Source organism: Candidatus Nitrotoga sp. AM1P (assembly GCF_013168275.1).
In the GTDB taxonomy this organism is placed as follows: domain Bacteria; phylum Pseudomonadota; class Gammaproteobacteria; order Burkholderiales; family Gallionellaceae; genus Nitrotoga.
Genome location: NZ_AP019547.1, coordinates 1,961,276 through 1,976,926 on the forward strand (window position 1 = coordinate 1,961,276; position 15,651 = coordinate 1,976,926).

13 protein-coding genes are annotated in these 15,651 nt (G+C 49.2%); 9 read left to right on the top strand and 4 right to left on the bottom strand.

Annotation, left to right across the window (positions count from 1 at the left end; translation table 11 throughout):
• Positions 1-19: 19 nt before the first annotated feature.
• On the bottom strand, positions 20-2,758 hold the full coding sequence (gene polA / locus W01_RS08760) for a DNA polymerase I (RefSeq protein ID WP_173053895.1): 2,739 nt from the start codon (positions 2,756-2,758) through the stop codon (positions 20-22).
• A gap of 24 nt (positions 2,759-2,782) precedes the next feature.
• On the opposite strand from polA, the gene W01_RS08765 reads away from it, so the two are divergent.
• The 4 genes from W01_RS08765 to W01_RS08780 all read left to right on the top strand — a co-directional run bounded on the left by W01_RS08765 (position 2,783) and on the right by W01_RS08780 (position 5,739).
• Positions 2,783-3,499, top strand: a complete 717-nt coding sequence (locus W01_RS08765; RefSeq protein WP_173053897.1) for an LOG family protein — start codon at positions 2,783-2,785, stop codon at positions 3,497-3,499.
• 103 nt (positions 3,500-3,602) lie between these two features.
• The gene (locus W01_RS08770) at positions 3,603-4,004 is read left to right on the top strand and encodes a DUF2782 domain-containing protein (protein ID WP_242006920.1); all 402 of its coding nucleotides are present in this window, start codon (positions 3,603-3,605) and stop codon (positions 4,002-4,004) included.
• Positions 4,005-4,019: 15 nt separating this feature from the next.
• Positions 4,020-4,964 (top strand): homoserine kinase, encoded by a 945-nt coding sequence (locus tag W01_RS08775; protein WP_173053899.1) that lies wholly within the window; start codon positions 4,020-4,022, stop codon positions 4,962-4,964.
• Positions 4,965-4,974: 10 nt separating this feature from the next.
• Positions 4,975-5,739, top strand: coding sequence for a BPSS1780 family membrane protein (locus W01_RS08780; RefSeq protein ID WP_173053901.1), 765 nt, complete (start codon positions 4,975-4,977; stop codon positions 5,737-5,739).
• Positions 5,740-5,784: 45 nt separating this feature from the next.
• On the opposite strand, the gene argJ is transcribed toward W01_RS08780, so the two are convergent.
• From argJ to secA, 3 genes are all read right to left on the bottom strand, one after another.
• On the bottom strand, positions 5,785-7,014 hold the full coding sequence (argJ, locus tag W01_RS08785; protein WP_173053903.1) for a bifunctional glutamate N-acetyltransferase/amino-acid acetyltransferase ArgJ: 1,230 nt from the start codon (positions 7,012-7,014) through the stop codon (positions 5,785-5,787).
• A 148-nt stretch (positions 7,015-7,162) separates the two neighbouring features.
• Positions 7,163-7,660, bottom strand: coding sequence for a Crp/Fnr family transcriptional regulator (locus W01_RS08790; RefSeq protein WP_173053905.1), 498 nt, complete (start codon positions 7,658-7,660; stop codon positions 7,163-7,165).
• 27 nt (positions 7,661-7,687) lie between these two features.
• Positions 7,688-10,399 (bottom strand): preprotein translocase subunit SecA, encoded by a 2,712-nt coding sequence (gene secA / locus W01_RS08795; RefSeq protein ID WP_173053907.1) that lies wholly within the window; start codon positions 10,397-10,399, stop codon positions 7,688-7,690.
• A gap of 632 nt (positions 10,400-11,031) precedes the next feature.
• On the opposite strand from secA, the gene W01_RS08800 reads away from it, so the two are divergent.
• From W01_RS08800 to ampD, 5 genes are all read left to right on the top strand, one after another.
• Positions 11,032-11,454, top strand: a complete 423-nt coding sequence (locus W01_RS08800) for a DciA family protein (RefSeq protein WP_173053909.1) — start codon at positions 11,032-11,034, stop codon at positions 11,452-11,454.
• A 215-nt stretch (positions 11,455-11,669) separates the two neighbouring features.
• Positions 11,670-11,909 carry a PP0621 family protein gene (locus W01_RS08805; protein ID WP_173053911.1) on the top strand — a complete coding sequence of 80 codons (240 nt, stop codon included), beginning with the start codon at positions 11,670-11,672 and terminating at the stop codon, positions 11,907-11,909.
• A 98-nt stretch (positions 11,910-12,007) separates the two neighbouring features.
• Positions 12,008-13,561 (top strand): sensor histidine kinase, encoded by a 1,554-nt coding sequence (locus W01_RS08810; RefSeq protein WP_173053913.1) that lies wholly within the window; start codon positions 12,008-12,010, stop codon positions 13,559-13,561.
• The gene (locus tag W01_RS08815; RefSeq protein ID WP_173053915.1) at positions 13,551-14,909 is read left to right on the top strand and encodes a sigma-54-dependent transcriptional regulator; all 1,359 of its coding nucleotides are present in this window, start codon (positions 13,551-13,553) and stop codon (positions 14,907-14,909) included. Before W01_RS08810 ends, W01_RS08815 begins: the two co-directional genes overlap by 11 nt.
• Before the next feature lie 3 nt (positions 14,910-14,912).
• On the top strand, positions 14,913-15,476 hold the full coding sequence (ampD, locus tag W01_RS08820; RefSeq protein WP_173053917.1) for a 1,6-anhydro-N-acetylmuramyl-L-alanine amidase AmpD: 564 nt from the start codon (positions 14,913-14,915) through the stop codon (positions 15,474-15,476).
• Positions 15,477-15,651 lie beyond the last annotated feature (175 nt).

The following is a 15,651-nucleotide window of genomic DNA, read 5'->3' on the forward strand; positions in this document are numbered from 1 at the left end:
CAAACAACAACAAGGCGGTTCAATGCGCCGCTTCCCAGTTCTCGCCTTCACCCAGTCCAACTTCAAGCGGCACCTTCAGCTCAGCTACGTGACACATTAGCCCAGGTAGATTTTCTTTTACCAGCGCCAATTCATTCTCCGGCACTTCGAGCACCAGTTCATCATGAACTTGCATGATCAGTCGCGTATGTATCTGTTCACGCTCTATCCAATTTTGCACCGCAGCCATTGCCAGCTTGATTAAATCTGCTGCGGTGCCCTGCATGGGCGCATTAATGGCGGCACGTTCAGCTGCTTGGCGGCGCATACCGTTGCCGCCGTTAATTTCTGGCAGCCACAATCTGCGCCCGAACACCGTTTCCACGTAACCTTGCTGTTTAGCTTGCTGGCGTGTGCGCTGCATGTAGTCGGCCACGCCGGGGTAACGCATGAAATAGAGATCAATATATTGCTGCGCAGCGCTACGCTCGATATTAAGTTGTGAAGCCAGGCCGAAGGCAGACATGCCGTAAATAAGGCCAAAGTTGATAACCTTGGCATAACGCCGTTGCTCATTACTCACTGCATCTAGCGGGGTGGAAAATACTTCCGCCGCAGTGGCGAGATGGATGTCCTCAGCATTTGAGAATGCTCTGAGCAAACCCTGATCACCGGACAGGTGCGCCATGATGCGCAATTCGATTTGCGAATAGTCGGCAGAGACGATGCGGCTACCGGGCGGTGCGATGAAGGCTTCACGGATGCGGCGCCCTTCCATTGTGCGCACCGGGATGTTCTGCAAATTGGGATCGCTGGAAGCTAATCGTCCTGTTACTGCCACAGCCTGCGAGTAGCTGGTATGCACGCGCCCGGTTTCGCGATTTATCATTTGCGGCAGCTTGTCGGTGTACGTGGATTTAAGTTTCGCCATGCCACGATATTCGAGCAGGAATTTAGGTAGCGGATAATCCAGCGCCAGTTCCTGCAATACCTCTTCGTCAGTGGAAGGCGTACCGCTGGGCGTTTTTTTCTTAACCGGCAAGCCAAGTATATCGAACAGGATTTCCTGAATTTGCTTGGGTGAATTCAGATTAAACGGCTGCCCCGCCGCCGCGTATGCCTGCGTTTCAATATTAATGAGTTTCTCGCCCAGTTCACGACTCTGTCCTGCCAGCTTAACGCTGTCTATCAATACACCATTGCGCTCCATGACATATAGCACTTGTCGTGCGGGTAGTTCTATATTGCGGTACACCCCATCCAGCCCGCCTTGCATTTTGATCTGCGGCATGAGTGTTTGATGTAGTTGCAGAATGATGTCGGCATTTTCTGCTGCGTAGTGTGTAGCGGTTGCCAAGTCCACTTGATCGAAGCAAATTTGTTTAGCGCCCTTGCCCACGACTTCGGCATAGCTGATAGTCTTCACGCCGAGATGTCGCAGCGCAAGGCTGTCTAAATCGTGCGATTTGTGGCTTTCCAGCACATAAGATTGCAATAATGTGTCCTCGGCAATGCCCGCAAGCTGAATGGCATGGTTGGCAAAGATGTGCTGATCATATTTGAGATCGTGTCCCAGTTTTTTGTGGTGTGCACTTTCCAGCCACGGCTTAAGTTTTAATAGCGCATGCTCACGGCTAAGTTGATCCGATGCCCCGGGGTAATGATGGGCGAGCGGCAAATAAGCTGCATGATGGGGTTGGATAGCAAATGAAATACCCACCAGCTGCGCAGTCATCATGTCCAGCGCGGTGGTTTTAGTATTTATGCTCACTAATTCGGCCTGCTGGATTTTTTTCAGCCAAGTGTCGAGTTGTGTTTCCGTCAGGATTGTTTCGTAATGCACCGAGGCAGGCACAGGTGCTTCTTCGGCAAACATGCTGGCTTGCCGCATCCCATCCTCTTCTCCAGCTTGATTTGCTGAGGGCGAAGGCGCGGCAAGAGACAGTTCGCGTAGCCAACTTTTAAAGCCACAACGTTCAAATAAGCTACGAAGTTGCACGCTGTCTTGTGGCGGCGGTACCAGTTCATCAAAGTGTACGGGCAATTCAACATCGCACTTTACGGTAATTAGCATGCGGCCTTGCGGCAACCAGTCCAGTGCATTACGCAAGTTGTTTCCCACCGCCCCGGAAATTTCATGTGCATGCGCCATTAAATTATCCAGCGTGCCATATTGGCTTAGCCATTTGACGGCAGTCTTGGGGCCTACCTTAGGCACACCTGGCACGTTATCGACCGTATCGCCGGTTAGGGTAAGATAATCGACGATATGTTCTGGCGACAATCCGAATTTAGCCAGTACGCCCGCTTCGTCCAGCATTTCATTGCTCATGGTGTTAACCAGTTGCACTTGGCTGTTTACGAGTTGCGTAAGATCTTTATCGCCAGTGGAGATAATGCAGCGTGCGCCCCCTACTGTTGCCTGCTGTGCCAGTGTACCGATCACATCGTCTGCTTCCACTCCATCAATTGTCAGGATATTCCAGCCGGAGGCGGCAATAAGCTGATGCAGTGGAGCAATTTGCGCGGCAAGAGCCTCTGGCATTGCAAGGCGATGCGCTTTGTAGTCGGCATATAAATCATCGCGGAAGGTTTTGCCTTTAGCGTCGAATACACAGGCGCTATAATCTGCCGGGTAATCAGCGCGCAAGCGGCGTAACATGTTAAGCACACCATAGATGGCCCCAGTTGGCTCACCATGCGGACTGCGCAGGTCAGGCATTGCATGGAATGCGCGATAAAGATAAGACGAGCCATCAACCAGCAGCAATGTTTTCATTTTTTGTAAAAGGGTTCTTCAATCATGAGCAATCAATCCAAATTGCCTTCTTCGAAATTGCCGGAAGTATGGAATTCAAAAGAGGCATGGCGTGTGTTCGGCATTATGTCAGAATTCGTCTCTGCCACTGACCGACTGAAGATCATCCAGCCGGCCGTCAGTATTTTCGGTAGCGCACGCACCAAGCCGAATCATCCATATTACAAAAAAGCCGAAGAAATTGCGCGGTTGCTATCCGATGCGGGGTTTTCTGTTATTTCGGGCGGAGGCCCCGGCGTTATGGAAGCGGCCAACAAAGGCGCATTCTATGGCAAGTCACCCAGTGTAGGGCTGAACATCCAATTACCGCACGAGCAGCACAATAATCCCTACCAAGATATCAGCCAGACTTTCCAGCACTTTTTTGTGCGCAAGGTTATGTTCGTTAAATTTGCCAGTGCCTATGTAGTCATGCCTGGCGGCTTTGGGACGCTGGACGAGCTGATGGAAGCACTCACTTTGGTGCAAACCGGCAAGACACGTCGCATTCCCATCATTCTGGTGGGAAGTGAATTTTGGCGCGGCATGCTGGACTGGTTCCGACAATCATTGCTCACCGAAGGCATGATCAGTCCGCAAGACATGGACTTGATTCAGCTGATCGATAATTCAGAAGAAGTCGTCAGCGCCATTTTCAATCATTACGAGACTCGTGGCTTTGAGCTTTCCGAGGCTGAGCGTGAAATGCAGTTGAACCTGTGATGGAAGCAAAAATGTTGGAATAAGCACAAAGAATGGGACGTTTTAAGCAGTCTTTTCCGTGCTTATCGGCTAGAATGTAGCCATGGAAAATCTCCGAGGGAATATGATGCGCCTGATTACCACCTTATTCCTGAGCGCCCTGCTCAGCACAGCCTCCGCCGCACCGATTCAGCTGCCTGGTCTGCAACCATTGCCGCCGCCCCCCCCACTTGATGCCAAAGCCCCTGATGCTAATTTGTTGCCGTTACCACTCCAGTTGCCCAAATTGCCCGCTGATGACGACGCGCAGGATGCTGCTCTGGGTCAGGAAATTACCCCCATCAAACCGGCTGAACAGACCGTGGAAGAATTCCGCGCGGGCGGGAAGCTTTATATGATCAAGATTACCCCGAAAGTTGGACCACCCTATTATTTGGTGGATGACCTTGGCGATGGGAAATTTTCACATTATCAAAATCTGGATCCAGGTTTTCGTCCACCACGCTGGATTATCCATAGATTCTGATACGAGTTCCGAAATATGGCAGTTTTTACCCGTGTCACTGAGCCAGAACTTATCTCTTGGCTGGACGATTATTCGCTAGGCCAACTACTGGAATTGCAAGGAGTTGCCTCGGGTATCGAGAACACCAACTACTTTGTCACTACCAGCAATGGTCGCTTCGTGCTGACGCTGTTCGAGAAGCTTGCTGCCCGCGAACTACCGTTTTACCTCAATCTGATGTCTCATTTGGCCCGTCACGACATTCCTTGCCCGAGCCCCGTAGCCAATCGACATAACCAATTCTTGAGCGAACTGAATAGCAAGCCTGCGTGCATTGTCAGTCGTTTGCCAGGCAAATCGTTGATGAATCCAGAGGTAATTCACTGTGCCGCTATAGGCGAAATGCTGGGCCGATTACACAATGCAGCGCAGAGCTTTGCGGGAACCATGTCCAACACACATGCTGCAATTTGGCGTGCGCGTGCCGCACCACAGGTAACACCGTTTCTATCACCGCAAGACGCAGCGCTCCTGGAAAGCGAAGTTACATTCCACGGAAAACACACACTTGCCGCACTACCGCAAGGCGTGATCCACGCTGATCTATTCCGCGACAACGTACTGTTTGATGGTACGCGCATCGGCGGTCTGATCGATTTTTATTTCGCCTGTAACGATAGTCTCTTGTACGATGTGGCCATCACCGTGAACGACTGGTGCATGGGCTCAGACAGCACTCTGGACAAGGCGCGCACTCAAGCCCTGTTGCAGACCTACCATGCGGTGCGGCCAATGCAAACGGAAGAGCGGATTGCTTGGCCCATTGCCTTACGAGCAGCCGCGCTGCGCTTCTGGCTATCGCGCCTGTACGATATGCACTTGCCACGTGAAAATGAACTGATACACGCGCATAATCCAGATCAATTTAAATGCATTCTGCAACGGCATATCGCCGCAAACAGTAATGTTATTTGGTTATAACGAGGCAAACATGGAGGCACGAAAAGTAAATATTGCCAATGGCTGGCTGTGGATAAAGCAGGGGTACTGGTTATTCAAAAAAAGCCCGGTACTGTGGGTGGTTCTAGCAACCGTCGGGGTAACCGGATTACTCGGCATTTCCACCATCCCGGTAATCGGCGACCCCTTAGCCACACTACTATTCCCAGTGCTACTCGCTGGCTATATGTGTGGTTGCCATGCGCTGGAGCATGACAAAGAACTGGAGTTATCGCATTTGTTCGCTGGATTCCACAACAATACTTCGCAACTAGTCACATTAGGTGGTATTAGCTTGATTAGCCAAATGCTGATATTAGGCGTAATGATGCTCACCGGCGGCGCTACTCTAGTAAGTATTTTGATGAGCAGCAAAACAGCGAACAACCCGGAAATACTAGCACAAGCCGTTGCCGGCGCGGGCATTGCACTGACGTTGGGCATGGCATTCTTCAGCCTGCTGCTGATGTCGATGCAGTTTGCTCCGATGCTGATAATCTTTGAGAAAATGTCGCCTATTGACGCGCTGAAAACCAGCCTGTCAGCCTGCCTACGTAACATCCTCCCCCTGTCCTTATATGGCGGAATGATGTTACTTTTCATGATGATTGCCACCATGCCATTGATGTTGGGCTGGCTGATTTTACTGCCCGTAATGATTAGCTCAATGTACGCTATCTATCGTAATTTATTTCCAACTCCAACAGAAATAGCCATGGCTCTTGAGGACGAAATAATTACACGTGACCCATCTTAAATACACTCAGCCTTTATTTTGGACTGTATCGAATGTTATATCGCCCTAGCTACGATAACTGGCATTAATCTTGACATAGTCATAAGAGAAATCGCAGGTCCATACTGTAGCCACTGCCGTGCCGCGATCTAGCGTGACCCGAATGGTAATGTCGCTTTGTTGCATGATGCGCTGTCCATCTTCTTCAATATAGCTGGCGGCGCGTCCACCATGTTCAGCTACCAGCACATCATCAAGATACAACTTAAGGCGATGCACGTCGAGATCCTGCACATCGGCATATCCGATAGCAGCAAGGATCCGCCCAAGATTGGGATCAGAAGCGAAAAACGCAGTTTTAACCAAGGGGGAACGTGCCACGGCATAGGCAATTTTCTTGCACTCCGCCACGCTCTTGCCCCCTTCAATTTGGACAGTGATAAACTTGGTCGCACCCTCACCATCACGCACGATGGCCTGCGCCAGCAATATGGCAACCTCCGTGACTGCCGCCTGCAACTGCGCGAACGCCGTGCTTTCCACATCAATGATTGCTTGTGCACCGCTCATGCCGGTGGCGATCACCATCAGTGCGTCATTAGTAGATGTATCGCCATCCACGGTAATGCAATTAAACGAAGCATCACAGGCGTGAGCCGTCAACTGTTGCAACAGAGACCGGGCCACCGCCGCATCAGTGGCAATATAGCCGAGCATGGTAGCCATGTTAGGATGGATCATGCCGGAGCCTTTAGCGATGCCGGTAATGGTGATAGTTACACCATCGAATACGATTTGTTTGGATACCGCTTTAGCAACGATGTCCGTGGTCATAATGGCCTGCGCGGCATTAAACCAATTATCCTCGCGTAGTTCGGCTACGCAGGTTGGTAGTCCTGAGACCAGCCGCGATAGCGGCAACGCCTCCATGATCACACCAGTGGAGAAGGGCAGCACTTGCTCTGCCTCGCAATCCAGAAGAATAGCTACTTCAGCACAGGTAGCGCGAGCCGCAGCCAGCCCCTGTTCGCCGGTACCCGCATTAGCGTTACCCGTGTTAACCACAAGTGCGCGCACACTTTTGTTCGCAACCAGATGTTCGCGTGCCACAATAACCGGTGCGGCACAGAAACGATTTTGCGTGAATACCCCAGCCACCGTGGCTTGCGCAGTCAGGTGCATGAGCAACAAATCCTTACGCCCGGGTTTCTTGATGTTTGCTTCCGCTGTGCCCAGCAGCACACCTTTAACAGGCAGCAGAGCACTTGAAATAGGAGATTGCAGATTAACTGGCATGCCTGTAGCCCATACATTTCATAAATTCGTACGATGAGTGCATGGCACTATTCACCCAGTAAAAATATGAATGAGCGGTGTGAATATTCATATAATGAGTTGAACAATATATTGCATGGAAACATTTCCCAATTAAAACATTCAGTCGCTAGTAGCGACCACCTTGTTGGTAAATATAGTTGCTCATTTCTACGGATTGCATATTCATACGCCTCACAATGCCGTGCACATGACGCACGATACCGCGCATTACGTAATAAACGATAGCGGGATTTGTGCTGAGAAAAGACTCCAGACGGGAGCGGTCTAGTAATAGCATTTTGCTGTTTGTCTTGGCCACCACAGTAGCACTGATCTGTGCGGCACTTCCACCAACAAACGTGATGATACCAGCCAAATCACCGGGTTGTAACAGATGCAAGGTCGCTTTTTCTCCATCAAGAGTGGCGGTCGCCTCAACCTCACCTGTAGCAAGGATCATAAGTGTATTTCTGAGCATGCTGTTACCAGGCTGGAGGAGATATTCACCCGCTTTGTATTCGTGCACCGTAATAATATTTGCCAATTCTTCAATCTCGGCATCTCGCAACTCTTCAGTCAGCGTGGAGTTACGCAGGGTCTGCAAAATCAGGTCATCCATCATCATCGTGATCTCCCACCAATAATAACTACATCAATTTAATTTGCCATGGCACTGCTTGTATTTTTTGCCAGAACCACAGGGACATGGATCATTGCGTCCGGCCTTTTTGTCAATGCGTACAAATGGTTTGTGCTCTGCCTCACCATCCTCCGTAGCCAAGGCCTCTTCGTAATCGGCATGATGATACTGCACATTTTCCGGAGCGTGAGGTGCTTCTACCGCTTCAATATCCTGTTCGTTGCGGATACGAACGTTTATCAGTATCCGTGTGACATCACGCTTGATCGAGTCAAGCATGCTCGAAAACAATTCAAATGCTTCACGCTTATACTCTTGCTTAGGATTCTTCTGCGCATAACCACGCAGGTGGATGCCCTGACGCAGATGATCTAACGCTGCCAAATGCTCACGCCAGTGGGTATCCACGCTTTGCAACATGATGATGCGCTCATATCCGTGCATCATTTCCGCATCAACTTGCTCCACTTTGGCTTGATACTGCTGCTGTGCAGCCTGCACTACACGGTCACGCAAGCCAGTTTCATCAATTTGTTTATTTTGTTCCAGCCATTGCGTAAGCGGTAGGGTCAATTGAAATTCAGCAGCCAGCACCTTTTCCAGTCCAGGAACATCCCACTGTTCTTCCATACTCTGCGGCACGATGTATTCACTAATGATGTCTTGCATTACCCCTTCGCGCATTGCATTGATCGTTTCGGAAATATCCACGCTCTCCAGCAACTCATTGCGCTGCTGATAGATTACCTTACGTTGTTCATTAGCGACATCGTCGTATTCAAGAATCTGCTTGCGCATGTCAAAATTTCGCGCTTCGACCTTGCGTTGTGCATTCTCAATGGCGCGGGTGACCCAAGAATGCTCAATCGCTTCACCTTCGGGCAGCTTGAAACGGTTCATAATGGCTGCCACACGGTCGGAGGCAAAAATCCGCAACAGCGGATCTTCCAGCGATAAATAAAAACGGCTGGAACCGGGGTCGCCCTGACGACCCGCGCGGCCACGCAATTGGTTATCCACACGACGCGATTCGTGGCGCTCGGTACCGATGATATGTAAGCCACCGCTCTTTACAACTTGGTCATGTATCGGTTGCCATTCAGCACGCAACTGGGCGATGCGTTGATCACGCGTGGCATTATCCAAGCTCTCGTCCATGCGTAACCGTTCGATTGGCTTTTCCACATTGCCGCCCAACACAATGTCCGTGCCACGCCCGGCCATGTTGGTAGCGATCGTAATCATCTTTGGGCTTCCCGCTTGCGCTATGATCTCAGCTTCGCGCGCGTGTTGCTTGGCGTTTAAAACCTGGTGAGGCAGCTTTTCTTTTTCCAGTAATTGCGACAATAATTCCGATGTTTCAATCGAAGTGGTGCCAACCAGCACTGGTTGGCTACGCTTGTAACAATCCTGAATATCCAAAATGGCTGCTCGATATTTCTCGCTTGTCGTAAGATAAACCTTGTCCATCATATCCTTGCGGATAGTGGGCCGGTGCGGCGGAATAATGACGGTTTCCAGATTGTAAATCTGCTGAAACTCAAACGCTTCGGTATCTGCCGTACCGGTCATGCCGGCCAATTTGCCATATAGACGGAAATAATTCTGGAAGGTAATAGAGGCTAGAGTTTGATTCTCCTTTTGGATAGTCACCCCTTCTTTGGCCTCTACCGCTTGGTGTAGGCCTTCGGACCAACGCCTTCCTGCCATCATACGACCAGTGAATTCATCTACAATAATTACTTCGTCGTCCTGCACTACATAATTCTGGTCGCGAAGATACAGCGCATGAGCACGCAACGCAGCATACAGATGATGAATCAGCATAATATTAGCTGGGTCATACAAGCTGCCCCCGATAGGCAATAGTCCTGCTTGACTCAGTAATTTTTCAGCATGTTCATGCCCGCTTTCCGTCAACAAAATCTGACGGTTTTTCTCATCAACACTGTAATCACCAAGTCCATTTTCCTCTTGCTGACGCACAAGCTGCGGCACTAATTTATCCATGCGGATATAGACATCCACATTGTCTTCAGACTGACCAGAAATAATCAGTGGGGTGCGCGCTTCATCGATAAGAATGGAATCCACCTCATCCACGATGGCATAATTCAGCTTACGCTGGAAACGCTCACCCGCATGGGTAGCCATATTGTCGCGCAAGTAATCGAAACCAAATTCGTTGTTGGTGCCGTAGGTTATATCCGCATTGTAAGCAGCCAGCTTGTCGGTATGGTCCATCTGCGACAGAATTACCCCCACTGACAATCCAAGGAAGCGATATAGCCGACCCATCCATTCAGCATCACGTGCCGCCAGATAATCGTTGACCGTCACCACATGCACGCCCTGACCTGAAAGCGCATTGAGATATGCCGGCAGGGTCGCCATCAAAGTTTTGCCCTCGCCGGTGCGCATTTCCGCAATTTTGCCATGGTGCAGTGCCATGCCGCCGATCAGTTGTTCATCGAAGTGACGCATTTGCAGTACACGCTGTCCCGCTTCACGCACCACGGCGAATGCCTCGGGTAACAATGTATTCAACGCTTCGCCTTGAGCAATGCGCTGTTTGAAGACGTCAGTTTTAAGACACAGTGCCTCGTCTGAAAGCTTTCCCACCTCGGCCTCAAGAGCATTAATCATCGCGACTGTCTGGCGATATTGTTTAAGGAGGCGATCATTACGACTGCCAAAAACACTTTTTAATAAAGTAGAAATCATTTTTTAATTTTTCTAGGTTTCAATTCTGAGATTTTAATTCTAAGTTTTAATGCTGGATTTAACTATTTAAGCTTTAATTTATTGTCAGTTACACCAAGCAAAAAGGGTGAAGTGCCACCTCACCCTTGTACAAAACCCAATGTTTATCAATTCTCAACGTTTCAAAAAAATGCTTGTATGCGACACTTTTGAATATCTCACTTCTAAAATCATGAGGAGAACCAAGCAAAGCAGTGCTGATCTATTCGCTTTAACAACTTCCCGTCCGGCACAGCGGACACCAGTAGATCTAACAATCTGTGCAAGCTGAAGATCATCATTTGCCATGATCAATCTTTATTATATTAGCATTTAGCATAATGCTCTTGGTAATCTGAATACACTCCAAATATCTCGAACCGATGTCAACATTAAAAATGTTTCTCAGCATCAAAACTCTATTCACTGGAAGCGGAGCAGTTTCTTATTGAACATAACTCATCCTAACAGTGAAAATAATCCCGTCGAAATCAACTCTAAAAACAACACAAATGCCTGATGGTGCATTGTTACCGAGCAGCTGCTATGAGCTTTTACAAACCATGGAAATCAGAATAGTATCCATGCTTCCATTACTGAATTAACCTGATGTTGTGTCAAATCGATTAAGTTCATATTTCAATGCCAGCCAAGAGTTACGTCAGCTATCAAATAAGGTAGACGAACTTCTCACATTGCAGCGGCATTATGAACAGATCGCACCATCCTCTCTGGTACGCGTTAGCCATGTAATGCAAATCGACCAGCAAACTCTCGTTATTGCCGCAGATAATGGCACGGTGGCAGCAAAACTACGTCAACTTACCCCAGGATTTACCCATTTATTCCAAAACGGGGGCTACGAGATTACTGGAATTCAGATTAAGGTGCAAGTTGCCTTACCGATCAACACACGACCCCCTCGCCCTACCTCTCTCACCAGTATAGGACGTCAGCAGCTGGTTGACTTCGCCGTAAAATTGCAAGACTCACCTCTGAAAACCGCATTGCAACGCTTGGCAAAAAATAAGAAGTAATGGCAAACAAACTTAACTCGGATAATGAGCAATTGTTTGGCTGTATTTTTACCCAAGAGCCCAGCACGGACTCAAGTCGAAAGCTATGGCACAATATAATAGTGTGAGTAGATCGATTTCAGAACCCGACGATGTAGAAAACAATCGTAAGACTGGGAGACTTCTGTTTACCTTTTAATTTCTGCTCATGAGCGGTTTCTTTGGAGTATGGTGGGATGAGTCGCATATTAATCGTAATTGTTATCTTCATAGTCATCTACTTGCTGCTCAGGTATTACCGCAAGCAGATGCCAAAAAAAGATGTACTAGGTGAAGATACATCAAAGCACAGAGAAAATATGGTGCGTTGTGCGCACTGCGGTGTGCATCTGCCTAAAGGTGAGAGCATTATGGTCGATCACAAGCATTATTGCAGTGAGGTGCATCGCCGTGCACACATTGACGAACCTGAATAATCTCTAATACCAGATAAATTTTGATGTGGGATAACCTACCCCTCTCCACGTGGCATCCATTGCGCCCGAGATCTTATTCTGCGCCCGCACCGGATGCCATGTGGCGCTCAATTTACTTCTTCAATCTTTATCGCCTGACCCTGAGTGGACTATTTATCTTTCTGGTAAGCATTTTTGGTCACGCCCTGTCGTTAGGTTCAAGCGCTCCATCGCTGTTCTTTCGCACCAGTCTCCTATACGTCGTAATGACCTTGATTTCGCTTCTAACCATCAAGTTACGTCGGCCACGATTTAACTTGCAATTGGCATTTCAGGTAGGAACAGATATTGTTTGTATAACAGTTTTATCACACGCCAGCGGGGGCATACAAAGCGGTTTGGGCGTGTTGTTACTAGTATCTCTGACCGCTACAGGGTTGATCAGCCGTGGCAAGACCACTCTGTTTTTCGCGGCACTTGCCAGCATTGCAGTGTTGTTGCAACATTCTTACGCAGTGCTCACCCAGGATGCGGCGGTAGCCCAATATGTGCAGGCCGGATTACTAAGCACCGCTTATTTTGCCGTCGCCTGGCTGGCGCATACCATGGCCAAGTATGCCAGTGCCAGCGAAAATCTGGCCGCTCTGCGCGGTGTAGATCTGGCCAACATGGCAGAAACTAACAGACTGGTGATTCAGGATATGCCAGACGGCGTGCTGGTGGTGAATGAGAGCGGAATGGTCAAGCAGTACAATCCTGGTGTGGAGCGTTTGCTTGGGTACACGTTTTCAAATACTGATAATGCCACGCTGAAAAGTTGCGCGCCCCTGCTGGCGGATCGATTCGCCGTTTGGCGGCTGCATCAGGGGCGCGAACATGAAGTATTACGTTTGCCTATAACCAATCATCAGGTGCGTGTGCGTTTCCTGCCAGTAGAGCGCGATGGATTTTGGGGCGCGATAATTTTCCTTGAGGATATGCAACGCGTTCAGGCACAGGCTCAGCAGATCAAACTCGCAGCACTGGGACGATTGACCGCCAACATTGCCCATGAGGTACGCAACCCACTGTCGGCTATCAGCTACGCAACTGAACTACTGCAAGAAGAAAAGCACGATCCGGGGCAGACTCGTCTGTTTCAGATCATTATGGACAATGCCGCAAGGTTGAACCACATCGTGGAAGATGTCCTGCAGCTAAACCGACGCGACAGGGTGCAAAGTGAAGATTATAATTTAACAGAAAAACTGCCCCTCTATATTGAAGGGTTGCGTCATACCCAAGGCGTGTCGCAGGAGATATTTTTAATTAAGATTGCCCCTGCTTGCGTAATCAGATTTGATCTTGGCCATCTCGATCAAGTATTGTGGAATTTATGCCGCAACGCTCTGCGTTATTGCAGCAAACTGACAGGCAGTGTACAACTAAGTGTATGGTGCTCCAATGATGGGAGGACGATACTGGAAATTCTGAACGATGGGCCTCCAGTTGCCCCCGAGACCGTTCAACAATTGTTCGAGCCTTTCTTTACCATGACGGCCGGTGGTACCGGTTTAGGCCTGTATATTGCACGCGAATTGTGCGAGGCTAACGGCGCAACGCTTGAATATAGACAGCCCACAAAGGGCGGTGCCTGTTTCCGCATTGTGTTTGGGGATCAAAATGACCGTTGATATACAGGCCAGCCCTGCGCGCGTCTTGGTGGTGGATGACGAGCCGGATATATTGGAGTTGATCGAGTTGGCGCTGCTACGCATGGGATTGCAGGTCGACCGCGCTAGTAATGTGCAAGAAGCTTTGCAACAATTAGATACTAAAACATATCAGCTATGTCTGACAGATATGCGCCTGCCGGATGGAGAAGGACTGGAGGTGGTGCAATATATTATTGCTCGCAACATGCATGTGCCAGTCGCGGTAATTACCGCGCATGGCAACATGGAAAATGCGATTTTTGCACTTAAGGCGGGCGCTTTCGATTACCTCCCCAAGCCAGTTGCGCTGACCCAGCTGCGCGCCTTGGTCAATGCTGTGCTAAAGCTGCCGCCACTGTCTGCCACCGTACGAAAAGGCGTGCGAACATTACTGGGACTTTCCCCGGCCATGGAAAAGGTGCGCGACCTGATCGATCGGGTGGCACGTAGCCAGGCACCGGTACATATCAGTGGCGAATCAGGTAGTGGAAAAGAACTGGCTGCGCGGCTGATCGTTGAAAAAAGCGCTCGACGCGACCAGCCTTTCATCACGGTAAACTGCGGTGCAATCCCGGAAACGCTTATGGAAAGCGAATTTTTCGGTTATCGCAAGGGCGCCTTCACTGGTGCGGAAAAAGATCGCGAGGGTTTATTTCAGGCTGCCAATGGCGGTACTTTATTCCTTGACGAGGTTGCCGATTTACCTCTCTCCATGCAGGTAAAATTGTTGCGGGTAATCCAGGAGAAAAAAGTGCGTAAGGTGGGCGCCACGCAAGAAGAGTCGGTGGATGTACGTATCATCAGCGCCACCCATAATGCGTTGGCGGAGCAAGTACAGCAGGGGAAATTCCGTCAGGATTTATATTACCGTCTGAATGTGATTACCCTGCTTATGCCACCGTTGCGCGCAATGCGCGATGACATTGCCGAGGTCGCCAACCATTTTTTAGCTCGTTTGTGCGGTGATGCAAAGGTCGAATTAGCATCGTCAGCTTTGAAAGCACTTCAACAATACGATTTTCCGGGCAACGTGCGCGAATTGGAAAATATAATCGAACGGGCACTTGCATTATGTTCGGACGACATTATCATGCCAGCCGATTTGCAGCTTGCACCCACGGATTTTGCTGAAACGACCACCAAACCAAGTGTAGCTGGCAAATATCCACTTACCGATTATCTGGATAGCGTCGAACGCGCAGCCATTCTAGAGGCGTTACAGCAAACCAATTTCAACCGCACAGCTGCGGCCAAGGTGCTGGGAGTGACTTTTCGCGCTTTGCGCTATCGTATGGATCGATTGGATATCACTGACAAGGATGAATAATCAGTGAAAATTGGCACAAATGGATGGGTCAGCGGTATACGCCGCCTTGCTTCGCCCAACTGTGATTTCCGTCCATCTGGCACCACCATAGACTTATTGGTTATTCACAATATCAGCCTGCCACCGGGTGAGTTCGGTGGCCAGGCGGTTGCACAGTTATTTACCAACATTCTTGATACGGATGCACACCCCTATTTTGCTCAACTCAAAGGGGTGAGAGTTTCTGCCCATTTTTTAATACAGCGCACGGGTGAAATTACCCAGTTCGTGCCTTGCAGCAAGCGCGCCTGGCATGCCGGTGCATCGATGTGGCGCGGACGCACGGCCTGCAATGATTTTTCCATAGGCATCGAATTAGAAGGCACAGACTTTCTGCCATTCAGCGATCAGCAGTATGCTGCACTAATCCGGCTGACGCGAGTGCTCAAACGTGCCTATCCGATTCGTGAAATTGCAGGGCATTCAGATATTGCACCGGGACGGAAAACAGATCCTGGGCATGGATTTGACTGGCCGCGCTATCTTGAGAAGGATGGATTAAAAACAAGCCGAAAACAGAACATATAAATATATTTATTCTTAATAGAAGCACGTTGTGCTGTTCTTGCTTTTTTATATTTGTTTGTTTTATTAAATAGATCGATTTATCGGGATAAAAAACTTGCATAATTTTTTTAATGTACTACAATCGTTTCTACTACATGTGCATCCATATACGACATTGGTATACTACATATAGTGG